Source organism: Colwellia sp. SU-HH00943 (genome assembly GCF_057546125.1).
The window spans coordinates 324936-344853 of the sequence record NZ_BAAJLW010000003.1; the positions used below are offsets into that span (position 1 = coordinate 324936).

The 19918-nt window shown below is 37.6% G+C and carries 15 protein-coding genes; 11 read left to right on the plus strand and 4 right to left on the minus strand.

Features of this window, described 5'->3' with window-relative positions; all coding sequences use genetic code 11:
- Positions 1–149 precede the first annotated feature (149 nt).
- Both katG and AC27GZ_RS09860 read left to right on the plus strand, forming a co-directional pair.
- The gene (gene katG, locus AC27GZ_RS09855; RefSeq protein ID WP_487094798.1) at positions 150–2372 is read left to right on the plus strand and encodes a catalase/peroxidase HPI; all 2223 of its coding nucleotides are present in this window, start codon (positions 150–152) and stop codon (positions 2370–2372) included.
- 79 nt (positions 2373–2451) lie between these two features.
- The gene (locus AC27GZ_RS09860; protein ID WP_487094799.1) at positions 2452–3420 is read left to right on the plus strand and encodes a cytochrome-c peroxidase; all 969 of its coding nucleotides are present in this window, start codon (positions 2452–2454) and stop codon (positions 3418–3420) included.
- 154 nt (positions 3421–3574) lie between these two features.
- Here the strand turns inward: AC27GZ_RS09860 and AC27GZ_RS09865 are convergent, their stop codons facing one another.
- The 3 genes from AC27GZ_RS09865 to AC27GZ_RS09875 all read right to left on the minus strand — a co-directional run bounded on the left by AC27GZ_RS09865 (position 3575) and on the right by AC27GZ_RS09875 (position 7819).
- A complete protein-coding gene (locus AC27GZ_RS09865; RefSeq protein WP_487094800.1) occupies positions 3575–5008 on the minus strand; it encodes a catalase in 1434 nt (477 codons plus the stop codon).
- 203 nt (positions 5009–5211) lie between these two features.
- Positions 5212–6168: a tetratricopeptide repeat protein gene (locus tag AC27GZ_RS09870; RefSeq protein WP_487094801.1), complete on the minus strand. Its 957-nt coding sequence runs from the start codon at positions 6166–6168 to the stop codon at positions 5212–5214.
- Positions 6169–6262: 94 nt separating this feature from the next.
- Positions 6263–7819: an HD domain-containing phosphohydrolase gene (locus tag AC27GZ_RS09875; RefSeq protein WP_487094802.1), complete on the minus strand. Its 1557-nt coding sequence runs from the start codon at positions 7817–7819 to the stop codon at positions 6263–6265.
- A 268-nt stretch (positions 7820–8087) separates the two neighbouring features.
- On the opposite strand from AC27GZ_RS09875, the gene AC27GZ_RS09880 reads away from it, so the two are divergent.
- The 9 genes from AC27GZ_RS09880 (at position 8088) to AC27GZ_RS09920 (ending at position 18259) form a co-directional block, all read left to right on the plus strand.
- Positions 8088–8900, plus strand: coding sequence for a putative hydro-lyase (locus AC27GZ_RS09880; protein ID WP_487094803.1), 813 nt, complete (start codon positions 8088–8090; stop codon positions 8898–8900).
- 25 nt (positions 8901–8925) lie between these two features.
- Entirely contained in the window at positions 8926–9651 is a 726-nt protein-coding gene (locus AC27GZ_RS09885; RefSeq protein ID WP_487094804.1) for a 5-oxoprolinase subunit PxpA, read from the plus strand.
- A complete protein-coding gene (gene pxpB, locus AC27GZ_RS09890) occupies positions 9651–10382 on the plus strand; it encodes a 5-oxoprolinase subunit PxpB (RefSeq protein ID WP_487094805.1) in 732 nt (243 codons plus the stop codon). The genes AC27GZ_RS09885 and pxpB overlap by 1 nt, the downstream gene beginning before the upstream one ends.
- Positions 10379–11332: a 5-oxoprolinase subunit C family protein gene (locus tag AC27GZ_RS09895; RefSeq protein ID WP_487094806.1), complete on the plus strand. Its 954-nt coding sequence runs from the start codon at positions 10379–10381 to the stop codon at positions 11330–11332. The genes pxpB and AC27GZ_RS09895 overlap by 4 nt, the downstream gene beginning before the upstream one ends.
- A 31-nt stretch (positions 11333–11363) precedes the next feature.
- Positions 11364–12212, plus strand: a complete 849-nt coding sequence (locus AC27GZ_RS09900; protein WP_487094807.1) for a DUF4392 domain-containing protein — start codon at positions 11364–11366, stop codon at positions 12210–12212.
- A 33-nt stretch (positions 12213–12245) separates the two neighbouring features.
- Positions 12246–13106, plus strand: coding sequence for an aminotransferase class IV (locus AC27GZ_RS09905; protein WP_487094809.1), 861 nt, complete (start codon positions 12246–12248; stop codon positions 13104–13106).
- Between the two features lie 108 nt (positions 13107–13214).
- Positions 13215–13649: a CBS domain-containing protein gene (locus tag AC27GZ_RS09910; protein ID WP_487094811.1), complete on the plus strand. Its 435-nt coding sequence runs from the start codon at positions 13215–13217 to the stop codon at positions 13647–13649.
- A gap of 119 nt (positions 13650–13768) precedes the next feature.
- Positions 13769–17863, plus strand: coding sequence for an ATP-dependent RNA helicase HrpA (hrpA, locus tag AC27GZ_RS09915; RefSeq protein WP_487094813.1), 4095 nt, complete (start codon positions 13769–13771; stop codon positions 17861–17863).
- A 96-nt stretch (positions 17864–17959) separates the two neighbouring features.
- Complete coding sequence (locus tag AC27GZ_RS09920) at positions 17960–18259, plus strand: PilZ domain-containing protein (protein WP_487094815.1); 300 nt, start codon at positions 17960–17962, stop codon at positions 18257–18259.
- 180 nt (positions 18260–18439) lie between these two features.
- Here the strand turns inward: AC27GZ_RS09920 and pyk are convergent, their stop codons facing one another.
- Positions 18440–19891: a pyruvate kinase gene (pyk, locus tag AC27GZ_RS09925; protein WP_487094816.1), complete on the minus strand. Its 1452-nt coding sequence runs from the start codon at positions 19889–19891 to the stop codon at positions 18440–18442.
- Between the last annotated feature and the right edge of the window lie 27 nt (positions 19892–19918).

Consider the following 19918-nt stretch of genomic DNA (forward strand, 5'->3'; position numbering starts at 1 on the left):
TTATATATTAATCAAAAAAACTGTACCTGTACCATCAAAAAAATTGAACATTATGTTTTATTTAATCAACTTTAAAAAAAAATAATCCTTTCCTATAGTTAACATGAAGTTAATTAAAGTTAATAAACACAGGTAAGAGGAATAAAAAAATGTTTAACAAAACACTCCCTATTGCTGCAGCAATATCATTTGCACTATCAACATTAGTGACACCTACCTCGGTGTTAGCGCAAGGCGCTGCTAAAACAAATCAATTTTGGTGGCCTGATCAACTTAATTTAAGTCCATTACGACAACATGGCGCAGAGTCAAACCCTTATGGAGAAAAGTTTAATTACCCTAAAGAGTTTGCAAGTTTAGATATTAATAAGCTTAAAAAAGATATTGAAACAACACTTACTGATTCAAAAACTTGGTGGCCCGCAGATTGGGGACACTATGGTCCGCTTATGATTCGCATGGCATGGCATAGTGCCGGTGTATATCGTGTACATGATGGTAGAGGTGGCGCATCGGGTGGTCAACAGCGTTTTGACCCTTTAAATAGCTGGCCAGACAATGCGAATTTAGACAAAGCACGTAGATTATTATGGCCGGTTAAACAAAAATACGGACGTAAAATCTCTTGGGCTGACTTAATGGTGCTTGCCGGTAATGTTGCATTAGAGTCGATGGGATTTAAAACCTTCGGTTTTGCAGGCGGTAGATCTGATGATTGGGAACCAGATTTAGTTTACTGGGGACCAGAAACGAATATGCTTGCTGATGAGCGTAGAGATAATAAAGGCAAACTAAAAGGGCCACTTGCTGCTGTAGAGATGGGCCTGATTTATGTCAATCCAGAAGGACCACATGGCAAACCTGATCCGTTATTGGCTGCAGAAGATATTAGAATGTCTTTTGGCCGTATGGCAATGAATGATGAAGAAATTGTTGCTTTGATTGCTGGTGGACATACGTTAGGTAAAGCGCATGGTGCTAAAAAGCCTAGCGAATGTGTTGGCAAAGAGCCTGCAGCTGCAGCTATTGAAGAGCAAGGTTTAGGTTGGAAGAACAAATGTGGCACTGGTGTTGGTGCCGATACTATTACTAGTGGTTTAGAAGGTGCTTGGACGGTTACACCAACTCAATGGTCTTCAAATTATCTTGATAACTTAATGAACTTCAACTGGGTACTTACTAAAAGCCCAGCAGGTGCAAAACAATGGATACCTGATAATAAGGCTGCTGCAAATTTAGTCCCTGATGCGCATATTCCAAATAAGCGTCATGCGCCTATTATGTTTACAACAGATATTGCCTTAAAAGAAGATCCTAGTTTTAGAGCAGTTGTTGAACGCTTTAGAGCCGATCCTAAAGAGTTTGATAAAGCTTTTGCTAAAGCTTGGTTTAAATTAACTCACCGCGACATGGGGCCTCGAGCTCGATATGTAGGTAAAGAAGTACCAAGCGAAATTTTATCATGGCAGGATCCAATTCCTGAGGTTAAGCATAAGCTTGTAACTAGTAAAGATATTAAAAACCTTAAGAAGCAAATTCTTAAATCTGGTTTAACTACCTCTGAGTTAGTAAGAACAGCTTGGGCTGCAGCGTCTAGTCATCGTGTAACAGACATGCGTGGCGGGGTAAATGGTGCTCGTATTAACCTTGAACCGCAAAATAGCTGGGAATCTAATAACCCTAAAGAGTTAAATAAGGTTTTAGATAAACTTGAAGCTATTCAGAAAAAATACAACAAAAAGTCATCTAAAAGACAGGTTTCACTGGCTGACTTAATTGTATTAGGTGGTGCAGCAGCAATCGAAAAGGCTGCTAAGCAAGCAGGTAGTTCTGTAGAAGTTCCTTTTGTACCGGGGCGAGCTGATGCTAGCCAAGCGCAAACAGATATTCAGTCTTTTAATTACTTAAAACCAAAAGCAGATGGTTTCCGTAACTACTATTCACAAGAGAGTTATATGTCTCCAGCTGAAATGCTAGTAGATAAAGCCAACATGCTTGGTTTGAATGTACCTGAAATGACGGTACTTGTTGGTGGTATGCGCTCTCTTGATGCTAACTATGATGGTTCATCATATGGGGTACTTACTACTAAGCCAGGAACATTGACTAATGACTTCTTTGTTAATTTATTAGATATGTCCACCGTATGGACAAAAGATAAGTCTACAGCGGGCATTTATCAAGGTCATGATCGTGCTTCAGGTAAGTTAAAATGGAAAGCAACGCCAGTTGATTTGATTTTTGGCTCAAGCTCTGAATTACGTGCAATTGCTGAGGTTTACGCATCAGATGATGCTGATAAGAAATTCGTAAACGACTTTGTCAATGCTTGGGTTAAAGTGATGCAATTAGATCGCTTTGACTTAAAATAGGCTCGATTTAGTGTTAACGTTATTAGCCAGTACCACCTTTAGGTAGTACTGGCTATTTTATTTCTAATTCACTCGACTTATGAAACAATTATTTCTTTCAACAATACTCTTACTACTATTTACACTCACTAGTTTGCAAGTTTATGCTCGCCAAACACTTTATGAAACGGCACAAATTTATTTTAAGCCTTTGCCTGTTGCCATGACAGATAATGAGTCTGACTCAGCTGAGCAGGTTCAATTAGGAAAAAAACTGTATTTTGAAACAGCTTTATCAATTAATAATGAGCAATCTTGTAATTCTTGTCACAATATTATCAATGGTGCGGCAGGTGTTGATAATTTAGTTGTTTCGATAGGGGCTTTTGGGGAAGCAGGAACGCGTAATGCACCAACTACATGGAATGCCGGTTTACATATCGCCCAGTTTTGGGATGGAAGAGCTAAAACACTAGAAGAGCAAGCGGTATTTCCTCTATTTAACCCAAAAGAAATGGCCATGACTTCCGAGCATGAGGTAGTTAGCCGCCTAATTGATAAAGATTACCTGATCCTTTTTCAGCAAGCTTTTCCCAATCACACTTCACCAGTTACAATGAACAATGTTGCCAAGGCACTTGCTTCATTTCAGCGTACATTAATAACCAAGGATAGGTTTGATAAATTTCTAGCTGGTAACCTTGACGCGATTAGTGAGGAAGAGAAAAATGGTTTAGTTACCTTTATAGAGAAAGGCTGTGTAGCTTGCCATAATGGACCGGTTTTAGGAGGGCAATTATTTATGAAAATGGGGATAGTACATGCCTATCCAAATAAAGTTGATAAAGGTCGCGGACAGGTAACAGGAAACCCAGCGGATAACTATTTTTTTAAAGTGCCCTCATTACGAAATATCTTAAATACCGCTCCATATTTTCATGACGGTGCCGCAAAAACTATTGAACAAGCGATAGACGATACAGGCTGGCATCAGTTAGGAATTAGGTTGACGGCTGCAGAAACACAAGCAATTAAAACCTTTTTTAAAACGCTTAACCATGAAGAATAAAAAGGCTAACACGAATGAATTAATTTAATTAAATTCAGTCAATGTTAGCCTTTTCTTAGTACGTTGCTCAGTACGTTGTTCAGCACATTGCTTAACTAATAATTAGTTTTGCTTAATTTACTTTACATGCTTTAAATGCTTAAACCAGTGAAGGTTATAAACCTAATGCTTTTTTAATGCCTGCACCATATGCAGGATCGGCAGCAGTACAATGTTTAATGTGTCTTTGTTTAATTTCATCAGGAACACTCGCCATTGAGCCTGCGGTATTATCAAATAATGCTTGTTGCTGCTCTGGTGACATTAAGCGGAATAAATTGCCCGCTTGAGAGAAATAATCATCATCTTCACGGTGATCCCAATGATCAGCATAGCCCTCTAAATCTAGTGGTGGTTCAGAAAAATCAGGTTGCTCTGCCCATTGCCCTTGACTGTTAGGCTCATAGCCAATAGTTGCTCCTTGATTACCGTCAGTTCTCATTTGACCGTCTCTATGATAGCTATGCACTGGGCATTTAGGTGCATTCACTGGAATGTGATTGTGGTTTACACCTAAACGATAGCGTTGAGCATCGCCGTATGAGAATAAGCGTCCTTGAAGCATTCTGTCAGGTGAAAAGCTAATGCCCGGTACAACACTGGCTGGGTTAAAAGCAGACTGTTCAACATCTGCGAAGAAGTTTTCAGGATTACGGTTTAACTCCATCACACCCACTTCAATTAACGGATAATCACTGTGTGGCCACACTTTAGTTAAATCAAACGGATTATAAGGTACTTTTTTAGCGTCAGCTTCAGGCATTACTTGTACTTTTAATGTCCATTTTGGGAAGTCATTGTTTTCAATTGACTCAAATAAGTCTTTTTGATGGCTTTCCCTGTCTTTACCTATTATGGCTTCTGATTCTGCATCGGTTAAGTTTTTGATACCTTGTTGAGACTTTAAGTGAAATTTAACCCAAAATCGCTCATTGTCTGCATTGATGAAACTGAATGTATGGCTACCAAAACCATGCATATGACGGTATGTGGCAGGTATACCTCTATCACTCATCACAATAGTGATTTGGTGTAGAGCCTCAGGTAATGAAGTCCAAAAATCCCAGTTATTTGTAGCGCTACGCATATTGGTTTTTGGATCACGTTTTACAGCATGGTTTAAGTCAGGAAATTTTAACGGATCACGTAAGAAAAATACCGGGGTATTATTTCCTACTAAATCCCAGTTACCTTCTTCAGTATAAAATTTAACAGCAAAGCCGCGGATATCACGTTCTGCATCTGCTGCACCACGTTCTCCTGCAACAGTTGTAAAGCGAGTGAATAGCTCAGTTTCTTTACCTATTTCTGAAAATATTTTTGCTTTAGTATATTTCGTGATGTCATGGGTTACGGTGAACTTACCAAAAGCACCGGAGCCTTTTGCATGCATACGCCTTTCGGGGATGACTTCACGATCAAAATGGGCGAGTTTTTCTAAAAACCATACATCTTGTAATAGTTGAGGGCCCCTTTTGCCAGCAGTCATTACATTTTGGTTATCTGCTACTGGGCAACCAACAGCTGTTGTTAACTTTTTCTGTGTCATAAAGCTCTTCCTTAACTTGAGTGAAAGTAAATATTTCTATCTAAACTATAGTATGTTTTTACAAGTTTGAAAGTGGTTTTTTTTAGATGGTAAATAATGAGTTAATTAAAAAAATTGATTGTTAAAGGGGGCTTTTTTTCTATGAAGGGCTTTATTGAAGTATTTTATTTAAGGAATTAAATAGAGGGTAGCTTTAGCAGAATTTATTCTGCTAAAGCTGTTTTTAATTGCTGTAGTAATGCTTGCTTATGCTGTTCAGTAATTTGTTGATAAAAAATCTTAGGCGTGTCGTTAAATAAATGTTTTGCTTCTTTTATTTTACCTTGTAAGTAGGTAACTTCGATTAACCGTAATAGCGCACTTTCTTTACTTCTCTTATCTTGTGCCAATTCAGCAAACGTTATAGCGTTACGATAGTTTACTTCTGCTTTGTCATAGCTAGCCATTTTTTGTTGAGCAAAGGCAAGATTAATATAAGCGACAGATTTTTGTTGGTTATTGGCTTCTTCTAAAGTCCACTTGAGTGCTTTTTCACGATACTCAACATGTAAAGGATAATCTTTTTGCTGTAATGCTATATGACCTAAATTTGCATATAATTCACGATTGAAAATAGGGTGGTATCGGTTGTTAAACTTTTTTTCTAATTGCAATAAAGTTTTTTTAGCTGGCTCCACTTCTTTCATTGAAATTTGTAAATTTGCTATTTCAATTAGCCTTATTGGAGAAGGTACACTCACATTGATGTCACTGAGTAGGTTTACAGCCTTATTAAGGTAATAATGAATGCGTTTTTTCTGTTCTTCACTAGGTTCATCAGAAAGTAATAACTTGGTTTTATATATATATACATAGACTGAAAAATTAGGGGGAAGGTTCGCTTGCTGACTTTCATCGAGAGAAAGCCAGTGATTTAACTCTTGTTGAAGTAAGGTTAACTTTTGCAAATCAAATAATGTATTCAATCTTAATTGTTTAAAGCGAAACCATTGTGTTGAATTTGGTGGACTATCGTTAAGCCCAACTTCTAGCAATGCTAAACATGTAGGTGTAGATTGTTGACAAGCATTTTCTATCTCATTGATGTCTGTGATTGTAATATTTTTTGAGTAACTGTTAAGACTAAATAAAATAAGTGATAGAGATAATAACCGAAGCATAAATGAGAATTATTTGTGGGAAAAAGCTAACTTAGCTTGTTTTTAACTAAATATATAGTGCTAAATGGAAACAAGGCTGCCAATCGGTGAAAAATTAGCTAATTGCTTTATACCCCGGTATTTTATCAGTTGCTACATGATCAATTTGTGATGCTTGTAAAAATGCTTTAGCAAATACTAAGTAAATCTTTTGATCAATAAAAACATCAAATAAATCAGGATCTATATGATTGTCTAATTTCATATAGCCCATAATTTTCAAAGTTTCAGATAGTGTTTTTGGTTCTTTATAAGGTCTGTCGCTTGATGTTAAGGCTTCAAAAATATCAGCAATTGCCATGATACGGGCAGGTATCGACATTTGATCGCGCTTTAAGCCTTTAGGGTAACCGGTACCATCCATTTTTTCGTGATGACCACAGGCATATTCCGGTACATTTTCTAAATGTTTAGGAAAAGGCATAGATTCGAGCATTTCAACGGTGACTTTCATATGATCATTAATGATTTGTCGCTCTTTACTGTTAAGGGTGCCACGCTTCACAATTAGATTAGTAACTTCATCTTCATTAAGCACAGATTGAGTGTTACCCCTGATAGTAACTTTATAGTCTTTGGCTATTTTATAAACACGCGCAATTTTTTCATCATCAAAAAATTCACCACCAGTATTGGCATTAGTGATGAAGTCTCTATCACTGTTGAGGTTTTTTAGTTTGATGAGTTTTTCTTGGTCAGTTAACTGTGTTGAATAAGTAATGTCGCGAGCAGCAATTTCAAAACGCGCATGTACCAATTCAATACGATCAAATATAGTTTCAAGCTTCTTAGCTTTGTCCATCACGTACTCAGGCGTTGCAACTTTGCCACAGTCATGAAGCCATGCAGCGACACTGAGTTCATGAAAATCTTCTTTTTCCATAGTGAAATTGGCTAAAGGGCCATATTCTATGTCATGACAAGCATGGGCAAGTAGCATGGTAATTTCAGGCACTCGGCGGCAGTGGTTGCCTGTATAAGGCGATTTTCTATCAATTGCTGAGGCAATTAATTTTGAAAAGGCAGAAAACAAATTTTCCATTTCCACAATTAGTTCCTTATTCGTTAATATAACGCCAGCAAAGGAAGCGAGTGACATAGTGGTTCTGACGATGTCGGGAGAGAAAGCAATAATATTACCTTGCTCATCTGAAGCATTAATTAATTGAATAACACCATTAAGTTCACCTTCATGGTTTTTCATCGGAATGGTTAATACTGAATCCGTTGTGTAACCCATGCGATCATCCATCGCTTTAGCGGCACTAAAATCATAACTTTTACATTCATCAACATTTTCAACATTGATCACTTCGCTAGTTGCAGCACTAATTGCAACCATTGCCCGAGAGTTTATTTCGCCATTTTGGTAAATATCAATATTAGGGAAGTCGATATCGATACCGCTTATACCGCCTAAATGAATATTTAAACTGTGGTTGATAACGGTATTAAACACCAGTTGCTCTTGTTCATTTGGCGCATAAATAGTGCCCGCATCTGCATGAGCAAGCTCCATTGCGCTTCTTAGAATTTTTTCTAACAGGGCGTGATGATTTTTTTCTGTTGAGAGCTTTATGCCGATATCAATGAAGTGGTCAATATTTTCCATGGCTAACTGGCTTATAAGTTATTGATTTATGTATTACCTAGTATAGGAACTTATTATAATTTTGGCAGGAAAATTTGTGATAAACCATTTTCCCAATTGTGATTTATGATTCGAAGTAATTGACTATGTTTATTTAGAGAGGAAATATTCCCCAACTATTTGAAGATTTTGGCTGAATAAACAAACGCTAATGTGGCTTTATTGGTTATTTTTAGCAATACTAGAGTTTGATTAAATAGGATCGCTATAAGCTTTACGTGGAACTTACATGACAAAGAGTGATGTTAAATATCCCCCATCTCAACTGAGTGCATTTCAGCTTCGACAGCTAATTCGCAAAGGAGAGTTTACCGATAATACTTCAGGTTATGCCAAAGGGTGTGTTCAAGGAAATATCGTTATTTTGCCGCAAAGCTGGGCAAACGATTTTTTACAATTTTGTCAACTGAATCCCAAGACTTGCCCACTCATTGCAATGTCGGCACATGCTGGAGAATACCTGTTACCAGAGCTTGGTAAAAATATTGATATACGCACCGATATTCCTGGTTATCGACTATTCGAAAATGGAGAGTTAAAACAAGAATTAGTGGATATAAATACTTTATGGCGTGAAGATTTAGTCACTTTTGTTTTAGGCTGTTCATTTTCTTTTGAAGAAGCGTTAATTGCAGACGGGTTAGAAATTAGAAATATTACTGAAAGCAAAAATGTGCCTATGTACAAAACGACTTTGCCTTGTAAAAGTGCAGGGCGCTTTAGTGGTAATATGGTTGTCAGTATGCGGCCTATGTTGGCTAAAGATGCCATTCGTGCGGTACAAATTTGCACGCGCTTTCCTTCTGTACATGGAGCACCTATTCATTTAGGCGATCCTAAGCTGATCGGTATTACAGATATCAATAAACCCGATTATGGTGACTCGGTCTCGATTAACCCTGATGAACTGCCAGTTTTTTGGGGCTGTGGTGTTACTCCTCAACTTGTTTTAGCGCAAAGTAAACCACCATTTTGTATTACCCATAGCCCAGGTAAAATGTTGGTAACTGATATCAGCAATTCAAGTTTAGCGGTGCTATAAATAGCATTTTATTTTAAGGAAACATATGAAATTAAATTGTGATTTAGGGGAGAGCTTTGGTAGCTGGACTATGGGGCTAGACTCGCAAGTGATGCCTCATATTGACCAAGCGAATATTGCTTGTGGTTTTCATGCTGGCGATCCGCTAGTGATGCAAAAGACGCTTGAATTAGCAAAACAACATGGTGTTACTGTTGGGGCTCATCCGGGATATCCTGATTTAGTGGGTTTTGGACGCCGCTCAATGAATTGCTCAGCTGATGAAATTATCGCTTTTGTGACCTACCAAATTGCTGCTATTGATGGTGTTGCAAAATCGTTAGGGATTGAATTAAGTTATGTTAAACCCCACGGGGCTTTGTACAACGATATGATGGCTAAACAAGCGGTTAGACAAGCTATTTTTACTGCCTTATCACGTTATCACAAACCATTAAAATTAATGTTGCAAGCGACCCTAAACTTTGAAGAACACTTAGCTGAGGCCAAAACGTTTAATATTGAACTACTCAGTGAAGCATTTGCAGACAGGTGTTATGACGATGACGGCAAATTATTGGCAAGAACTAAAGCGGGTGCTGTGCACAGTAAAGACAAAATGCTTGCTCAAGTACAGCAATTAAAAGAGCAAGGTAGTGTTACGACAGTGAGTGGACAAGTTTTACCTTTAGTTGCAGACAGTTTATGCGTACATGGGGATAACATTGAAGGTGTACAGGCTATTGAGGCAATTAGGGAGCTTATTAGTTAATGTTAGAAAGTGCTATTGATAAGGTGACCATTCATGTTGCAGGTGAAAACGCGTTAATTATATATTTTGCTGAGCAGCCTAGCCCTCTTGTTTCAGCCAAAGTACAACAAGCCTCACAGTTAATTCGCCAACATATGTCAGATGATGTTATCGATATTATCCCTTCTTATGCCTCTATAATGGTGATGTTTAATATGTTGGATAATGATCACCATCAAATTCGTAATCAATTACGTGCATTACTAAGTTCTTTATCTCAAGAAAGCAGCAGATCACATGCAGGAAAAATTGTTGAACTGCCTGTCTATTATTCTCCAGAGTCTGGCCCTGACTTAAAAGGTATTGCTAAACAGGCTAATTTAAGTGTTTCTGAAGTTATTGATATTCATCAAGCACAAGAATATCTCGTTTATGCTATTGGTTTTGCTCCTGGCTTTGCTTACTTAGGCGAAGTTGATCCACGTATAGCAACACCAAGATTGAGCTCGCCACGCTTAAAAGTGCCCAAAGGCGCGGTTGCTATTGCGGATAGGCAAACTGCCGTATATCCGAGTGAATCACCCGGTGGCTGGAACATTATCGGCTTGTGCCCCATTGATATGTTTGATGCTAAAACCCAGCCTACAATGCCAGTGCAAGTGGGAGATAAAGTGAAGTTTAAAGAAGTTTCTAAAGCTGAGTTTATTGCTTTAGGAGGCGTGTTACCGACTCAACACGGGCTGATAATATGACTTTAGCTTTAGGTTTTTTAGTTAAACAGCCGGGTCTTTTGTCGCTAATTCAAGATGAAGGGCGTTTTGGTACATTTAATATTGGCTTAACCAATGGTGGCCCTATTGATAAGCATGCTTTTCATTGGGCGAATCGCTTATGTGGCAATGAACTTAATGTCAGTGCAATTGAAATTAGTGTTGGTGGTTTAGCGTTAACTGCGCAAGTTGATACTCTAGTTGCTATAACGGGAGCCAATATGCCATTACTCATTAATGGCCATGCAAAAACCTTATGGCGTAGTTATAAAATAAAAGCGGGCGATACTGTAGAGTTAGGGTTTGCTAGTGAAGGTGTGCGTTGTTACTTAGCCGTAAGTGGTGGTTTTACGGTGCCTGAAAGCTTTGGTAGTACTGCCACGGTATGTAGGGAAAAAGTTGGTGGAATTGCAGGCGGTAAGCTGCAAACAGGTGACATAATTCCATGCCAAGACGTTAACCATCAACAACAGCAGAATTTATTACTTTCTGAGCAGTATTGGCCGAGCTATCAGCAAAGCACTGTGTTACATACCGTACCGAGCTATCAGCAACACCACTTCTCATCTCACCAGCAACGATTATTTTTTTCCAGCGAATATAAAGTGGGTAAAAGCTGTGACCGAATGGGTTACCGCCTTGAAGGTCGTGCTATTGAATGTGATATCGATGGTATTTTATCTGAAGGTATATGCCAAGGAGCGGTTCAAATCCCTGCAGATGGTCAACCTATAGTTCTAATGAACGACAGACAAACAATTGGTGGCTACCCTAAGATAGGTGCAGTGATTTCATTAGATACAGCCAAGCTTGGTCAATTAAGTCCAGGAGCAACTGTTCACTTTGAACCCATCAGCATGGAAATGGCGCATAACTTGTATCATTTAGCGTTAAGCCGTTTTATGCGTACTTCTCTTGTTAAGTGTGATTAATCGCTGCTATGTGATAAGTGAGGCAAGTAACATGAATGAACAAGCGCTCAGTCAAACAATAGAAAATATGTTAGTAGAGCGTAACTTGCGAGGCATGAAAACGTTACAACCTAAGTTATTAGCAGGTTATTGTTTTCGAGCAGCGAACATTTTACGTGATATCAAAGGGGTTGTGTTAATTGGTACAGGGTTCCCTGTCGAAAATACTTTTGAAACTGACGGGCCAGTAGGTGCATTAATCTTATATCGCGCTTTAGAGCAACTTGGCGCTACGCCCGTGCTTGTTTGTGGTATGCCAATGGCGAAAGTATTACAAAATGATTATCGAATCTGTGAGATAAGTATTGGTCTAAAAGCCAGTAACCCTCAAGAAGCAACTCAAGCATTGGCTGATTATAACCCGCAATCGATAATATCCATAGAGCGACCTGGGCTGGCAGAAGATGGCTGCTATTACAATATGCGTGGTGAGGATATAAGTAATCGTACAGCCTGTTTTGATCACTTTTTGACAAATGCTACTTGCCCGACAATTGCCATAGGTGATGGCGGTAACGAAATAGGGATGGGCAATGTTAAAGAGGATTTATCAACACTCGATATAACACCAGCTATAATCCCAGCTATTACTAAGTGTGATGAGTTGATCATTGCAGACGTTTCAAATTGGGGGGTATATGGTTTGTTAGCTTTTTTAAGTATATGGTCTAAACAAGATTTACTTTATAAAGCGTCTCCTGAACAAGTATTAAAATATCTTTCTGATTTAGGTAGTGTTGACGGCGTAACTCGTAAAAATGAGCTTACAGAAGATGGACTACCTGCATCAGAAGGTATGGCATTAATAGCTAGAATTCGCGCGTTAATTGGTTATAGTTAGTAGTGAAACAATGAAAGTTTACTGGAAGTAAATATGAGTATTGTATTTTTAAATGGCGATTATATGCCCATTGAAGACGCTAAAATATCTCCCCTAGATAGAGGTTTTTTATTTGGTGATGGCATTTATGAAGTTATTCCATCATATTTTGGCAAAAAAGTTGGTTTTCAAGCGCATATTGAACGTATGAATGATGGTTTAAAAGCTATCGGCATTGAACTTAACTGGCGTGATGAGCAGTGGCTTACCTTATGTAATCAGTTAGCAGAAAAAAATAATAATGGCGCATTAGGCCTATATTTACACGTAAGTCGTGGCGCAGATACTAAGCGATTTCACGCATATCCTGATAATGTAACCCCCACTGTTTTTGCCATGACTTTTAACATCCCTGAGCCCAAAGTTCCAGATCTTGCAACTGTTGGCGAAGGTTATGCCTTAACTAGTACTGAAGATCTTCGCTGGCAGCGTTGTCACATTAAATCAACTGCGTTACTGGGTAACGTTATGCATTTTCAACAAGGGGTAATGCAAGGTAGTCAGGAAACTTTACTTTATAATCGCTATCAAGAGTTGACTGAAGCGAGTTCTTCAAATGTGTTTATCGTTAAAGAGGGCAGGGTTATTACTCCCATTCAAGATAATCAAATTTTGCCGGGGATAACGCGAAAACTTGTCATAGATATCCTTACAAAAGAAGGCTCTATCCCTGTTGAAGAACGCGTGGTAACCCTTGATGAAGTGCGAACCGCAGATGAAATATGGATAACAAGCTCCTCAAAAGAAATAGCACCAGTAACTAAACTTGATGGCAAACCCGTAGGTGATGGTAAAGTGGGTAAAACCTGGTTAAAAGCAGCAAAATTATATTTTGATAACAAGTTTTCTTACTAGACGATAATATTATAAATATAAACCTATGAAAAAGTGGTGTTTTGTAAAAGAATTATCTACATTGTTTATATATCGTTTGCTTTTTTGTCAACACCCTAAGGAATTAAAATGGAATCTTTAAAAATAGAAAAATATATGAACCATTATCCCGTGACTTTTACTGCGGACATGGCTGTTGAGGAGGCATCATTACGTTTTTTGAAAACGAAACAAATTAGTGGTCCAGTGGTTGATAGTAATGGTAAGTTAATCGGCTTTTTATCAGAAAGTGATGTGTTAGCTAAAATGATTGAAACTATCTACTATAACGAGCATGTGGCTGATGTAGGTGACTTAATGCGCGAAGATGTTTTATCTATGAAGCCATATGATAGTGTTATTGAGTTAGGGCAAATGATGTTAAAAAATAAACCTAAGGTTTACCCTGTGATTGATGATAGTGGTAATTTATTAGGCACTATTTGTCGCAATGATGTATTACAGGCTATTGACCAACACATGCGTGCTAACCTTCAAACTACTAAAGTAAAAGCAGCAAGTTAAACACATTAACGGTTAAATATCGGCTGCGTTTGGACTGATTTTTTTCAGTCATGTAAATTTTGCACAACAACTGATAAAATAGACTTTATTACCATTTCTTTGCGTTATTAGAGTCTGTTTTGTCTAGTTATTCTTCCCATAATACTCCTGATATACAATCCTTGTTTGACTTATTAAAACAAGTAAAAAAATCTGATTTTTTTCGATTTAAAAAACAATTAGTTTCATCGAAAAGAGCTCTTGAACAACTATCTAAAACTAATGAATCGACAGGTGAGCAAGTTAAAAGCAAGTTAGTACAGTTATCGAAGCAATTACAAAGAACTCAACAATACATAGAAGAATCTATTTTAGAAAAGCAGTTTAAACTCAATAACCTACCGACAATTGTTTATCCAAAAGGATTACCTATAGCGGATAATGCCGAGCAAATTGCCGATGCAATTCGGGATAATCAAGTGGTGATCATAGCTGGTGAAACAGGCTCAGGTAAAACCACCCAAATACCTAAAATTTGTTTAGCCTTAGGCCGAGGTGTGGATGGCTTAATTGGGCATACACAACCACGTAGAATAGCCGCGAGAACGGTTGCTAATCGAATTGCAGAAGAATTACAAAGTAAGCTAGGTGAGCAAGTTGGTTATAAAGTTCGCTTTAATGACCAAGTAAGTAACCAGAGTTATATTAAACTTATGACTGATGGTATTTTGCTAGCTGAAATGCAAAAAGATCGTCTATTACGCCAGTATGACACTATTATTATTGATGAGGCGCATGAGCGCAGTCTAAACATTGATTTTATTCTGGGTTACTTGCGACAAATTCTCCCTAAACGTCCTGATCTAAAAGTTATCGTCACTTCAGCCACCATTGATCCAGAACGATTTGCAACACATTTTGCTGATAAAAAGGGCAAGGCTGCGCCAATAATTGAAGTTTCAGGACGTACTTATCCGGTAGAGTTGCTTTATCGCCCTTTACATGAAGAAAATACATCAGAAGAAACAAAGGAAGATAAAGCGTTTGAGGGAACAGATATTATTAGCGGTATTTTGGCCGCTGTTGATGAGTTATCTGCTCTGGGGCAAGGGGATATTCTTATTTTCTTAAACGGTGAGCGAGAAATTCGAGATACTGCTGCTGCGCTTAATAAGGCGAATTTACCGCATACTAATGTTTTACCCTTATATGCGCGATTAACCATCAGTGAACAAAACCGTATTTTTAAGCCACATACTGGGCGAAATATTGTTTTAGCAACTAATGTGGCTGAAACGAGTTTAACCGTACCGGGTATCAAATATGTAATAGATCCGGGAACAGCACGTATATCAAGATATAGTTATCGAACTAAAGTACAACGTTTACCTATTGAAAAGGTTTCACAGGCAAGTGCCAATCAACGTTCAGGGCGTTGTGGTCGTGTATCTTCAGGGGTTTGTATTCGTTTATACAGTGAAGAAGACTTTAATAACCGTCCTGAATTTACTGACCCTGAAATATTACGCACCAATTTAGCGACCGTTATTTTACAAATGCTCGCATTAGATCTTGGTAGCATAAATAACTTTCCTTTTGTTCAATCGCCTGATAATCGCAATATCACTGATGGTATGCGATTACTAGAAGAATTGGCGGCAATTAATAGTTATAAAACTAAAGAAAATACAAGTTCAAATGAACTAAGGTTAACAAAAGCAGGGCGTTTATTATCAAAATTTCCGGTTGATCCCCGTTTAGCCAAAATGATAATGACAGCCATTGATTTAGGCTGTATTGAGCAAGTGCTTATTATTGTCAGTGCTTTGAGCATCCAAGACCCCCGCGAGCGACCTCATGAAAAACAGCAAGCGGCGGATGAAAAACATAGTCGCTTTAAAAACAAACATTCAGATTTCATTAGTCTGTTAAACCTTTGGCAATATGTTAGTGAACAGCAAAAGCTATTAACACAAAATCAATTTAGAAAGCTTTGTCAGAAAGAATATTTATCTTATATCCGTTTACGTGAGTGGCAAGATATTTTCAGTCAACTGAAATTGACGTTAAAAGAGCAAAAAATCAACTTAACTCGTGTCAATTATCAGTTTTCCATTGAAGATAATTCATCAGGAAAAACGCAGCAGCAGGAAAAGTCATCTTCAATTCCTGATAGTTTGGTTACCGTACATCAAGCTTTATTATCTGGCTTATTAAGCCACTTAGGTCAACAAGATGAAAACAGAGAATATAAAGGAGCACGTGGTAGTAAGTTCTTTGTTTTTCCGGGCTCTGTGTTAGCAAAAAAATCACCTAAATGGTTAATGTCAGCAGAGCTTGTTGAAACTAGCCGTTTATTCGCTCGTATGAATGCCCGTATAGATCCTCTATGGATAGAACCATTGGCGCAACATTTATTAAAACGTCACTATAGCGAACCTCATTGGGAGAAAAAGCAAGGGGCGGTGATGGCGTTTGAGCAAATCACACTTTATGGCTTAACCATTGTTGCAAAGCGCAAGGTGAATTTTAAAGGGATTGAGCCTGCCACGTGTCGAGATATTTTTATTCGAGAAGCACTGGTCAATGGTGACAGTTCGATTAAAGAGAAGTTCTTACAACAAAACCAAGCACTAGTTAATAGTATTGAAGATCTAGAGCAAAAAGCGCGTCGTAAAGATTTTTTAATAGACGAGCAGCAGTTAGTTGACTTTTACCTTGAAAGAATACCTGATTCAGTGGTTTGCCAAGCAAGTTTTTTAAGTTGGTGGAAAACATTTAAAGTTAAAAATGGCCAATACTTAAACTTCACTAAAGCCTTTTTATTAAATGAAACTGCGAGTGAGTTATCAGCTAAAGAATATCCTGATACTTGGCAGCAAGGGCAATTAACGTTACCACTGAGTTATCATTTTAGTCCAGGCGATATTGATGATGGTATTAGCGTGATTATTCCAATTGCTATGTTAAATCAGGTACAAGATGAACACTTTGACTGGCTTATTCCTGCGTTACGTTATGATCTAGTAGTGGCTTTGATTAAAGTATTACCTAAAAACTTAAGACGTAATTTTGTTCCAGCTCCTAACTATGCAGATGCTTGTATAGCTAATATTAAATTCGGTGATTCAAGTATTTATAATGCAGTAGCAAAACAATTGTTACGAATGACAGGCGTAAGGCTACCTGATGAAGTTTGGCAAGACGTCGAGTTGCCTGTACATCTAACAATGAACTTTAAAGTTGTGAATGAGAAAGGAAAGTTGTTAAAACAAAGTCGCAACTTGAATCAACTTAAAGCAGAGTTGCAGGGTAAAGTTAAGGCGTCAATTAAACAGGTGGCAGAAAAAGGCATTGAGCAAGAAAACTTAACAACGTGGAGCTTTGATACTTTACCTCACGGTTATGAAAAAAAAGTAGCCAATATTACCATTAAAGCTTTTCCTGCTTTGGTTGATCATCAAAAAAGTGTTGCCATAGAGCTTTTCGAACAGCAAGAACAAGCTGAAGCTGCTATGTTACTCGGGCTTAGTCGACTTATTTTGTTGAATATTCCTTCACCACTGAGGTATTTACAAGAAAAAATGCCAAATAAAGCTAAATTAGGGCTTTATTTTAACCCTTTTGGCGCAATTGCTGACTTACTCCAAGACTGTATTCAAGCAGCTTGTGTCTTTTTAGTAAAACAACATATGCATCAACAAGGCAAAGAACATCTACCGAGAACTCAAGCTGAATTTAAGCAGGTTAGTGACTATGTTCGCGCTGAAATAGCCGACTGTGTTTTAAATGCTGCCATAAATGTTGAGCGAGCACTAAGCCTTAGACATGAAATTGCTAAAAAACTTAAAGGTAATGTTGCTTTAAATGTTATTCAAGCTCACAGTGATATTAAAGAGCAGAGTTCAAACCTTGTATTTAAAGGTTTTGTCAGTAAATCAGGTTTAGAGAAAATAGACGATATAATTCGCTACTTACAAGGAATTTTAAGACGTTTAGAAAAGCTTCCTATCGATCCAAATCAAGATAGACTTAAGTTGATAGAGGTTAATAAAGCTATCGATGCTTATAACGCGGTGCTCTCGAAGCAACGCCAAGATAAGCCGATTGATAAAGATATTTTGACGGTTAAATGGATGATTGAAGAACTTAGAATATCACTATTTGCACAAAATTTAGGAACTAACCAGCCTGTTTCGTTAAAACGTATAATGACTATTCTGAAAAATTTTTAATTATTTTGCTTTGTTGACACAAGCGAGTAAGCTCAGTATAAATGCTTAGTGCAATTTGATTGCACTTAATTTGATGATAGATGCATTGGAGTAGTGATGATAAATTTTGATGATAAGCGTGACTTTTATCGTATGATGTTAAACAGTGAAATTACTGTAACAGTGATTGATGATGAAGCGAATAGTCAGTTAAAAGCAACCTGTCGAGATTTAAGTGCTACAGGCATGGCAATAGAAATGGAACACCCATTAGAGTTGTCTACTAATGTTAAAGTCAAACTAGATTCAGCCTCAAGCCAAGTGCAGTCGTTAGATTTACGTGGTAAAGTCGTTCGTATCGAAGAAGAGTGCGAAGGTTGTTATCTTATTGGAATTTCAATTGAAGAGTTAGATTAATACTTTATAAAAGCTTGCTGGGTTACATGGAACATTGTAATAGCTAGCAATGAAAATTTGCAAAGATAAACTTTCACTAAGAAAGTAAAAAAGTTACAAGTAAAAAGAAATAAAAATACTTTGAGAGATATTTTATTACTCGTTACCTGTAACTTTGCGTTTATTAATGGTATTTAATCATTAAGCAAGGTGCTTTTTAGCAATAGTTAACACTTTTAATGTGTTAGATGCACCAATAGTTTCCATTAAATCACCGTGAGTTAAAATCACTTTATCACCCACAGTTAAGTCAGAATGTTTACATACTTCTTTTAAAATATCATCACTTAACGTTTCATCACTACTGTTCGTAGAGTCAAAATCAACAGGATAAACACCACGGTAAATAGCTGTTTTATTAAGAGTTTTGCTATGACGAGATAATGAGTAAATAGGTAAGCCTGAAGTGATTCTAGACATTAATTTACTTGTTTGGCCTGACTCAGTTAATGAAATAATCGCTGAAACACCGTCTAAGTGGTTTGCCGCGTACATTGCAGATAACGCAATTGTTTCAGAAATTTCAGTGAAAGTTAAATCCATTCTGTGATTTGAAATATTAACTGAACGATGCTTTTCAGCGCCTGTACAAACATTAGCCATAGCAGTAACTGTTTCTACAGGGTATTTACCTGCTGCTGTTTCAGCACTTAACATTACTGCATCAGTACCATCAAGCACAGCATTTGATACATCCATAACCTCAGCACGAGTTGGCATTGGTTGCTCAATCATGGTTTCCATCATTTGAGTCGCAGTAATAACAACACGGTTTAAACGACGTGAGCGAGCGATAATATGCTTTTGCTTACCAACAAGTTCAGCATCACCAATTTCTACCCCTAAATCTCCACGTGCAACCATGACTACATCTGATGCTAAGATAATATCATCAAGTACTTGATCATCATTTACAGCTTCAGCACGCTCTATTTTTGATACTAAACGCGCATCACAACCTGCTTCTTGAGCAAGTAAGCGAGCTTCACGCATGTCTGCAGCATCACGAGGGAAAGAAACAGCAAGAAAATCAACATCAATTTTAGCAGCTAATTTTATATCTTCTTTATCTTTGCTTGTAAGAGCAGGTGCTGTTAAGCCACCGCCTTGGCGATTAATACCTTTGTTGTTTGATAACGGACCGCCTACAGTCACTTCCGTAAATACTGATGTTTCAGACTTAGAAATAACTTTTAATTGCACACGACCATCATCAAGAAGCAATATATCACCAGCGCTAACATCTTGTACTAAACGCTTGTAATCAATCCCTACTTTTTCTTGACAACCTTGACCTTTTTCTAAAGTAGCATCAAGTTCAAACTTATCGCCAATAGCTAATTTTATAGGGCCATCTTTAAAAGTTGATATACGAATTTTAGGACCTTGCAAGTCACCTAAAATACCTACGTAAATACCTAACTCTTTTGCTGCTTCTCGAACATTGTTTGCTCTATCAATATGATCTTGTGGGATACCGTGAGAGAAATTTAGTCTTACTACGTTTACACCAGCAGCAAGGACCGCTTTTAATTTTTCTTTATCATCTGTTGCAGGACCTAAGGTAGCAACAATTTTCGTTCTTCTAGGCATTTTAATCCTTATAACTTCTTTAAATTG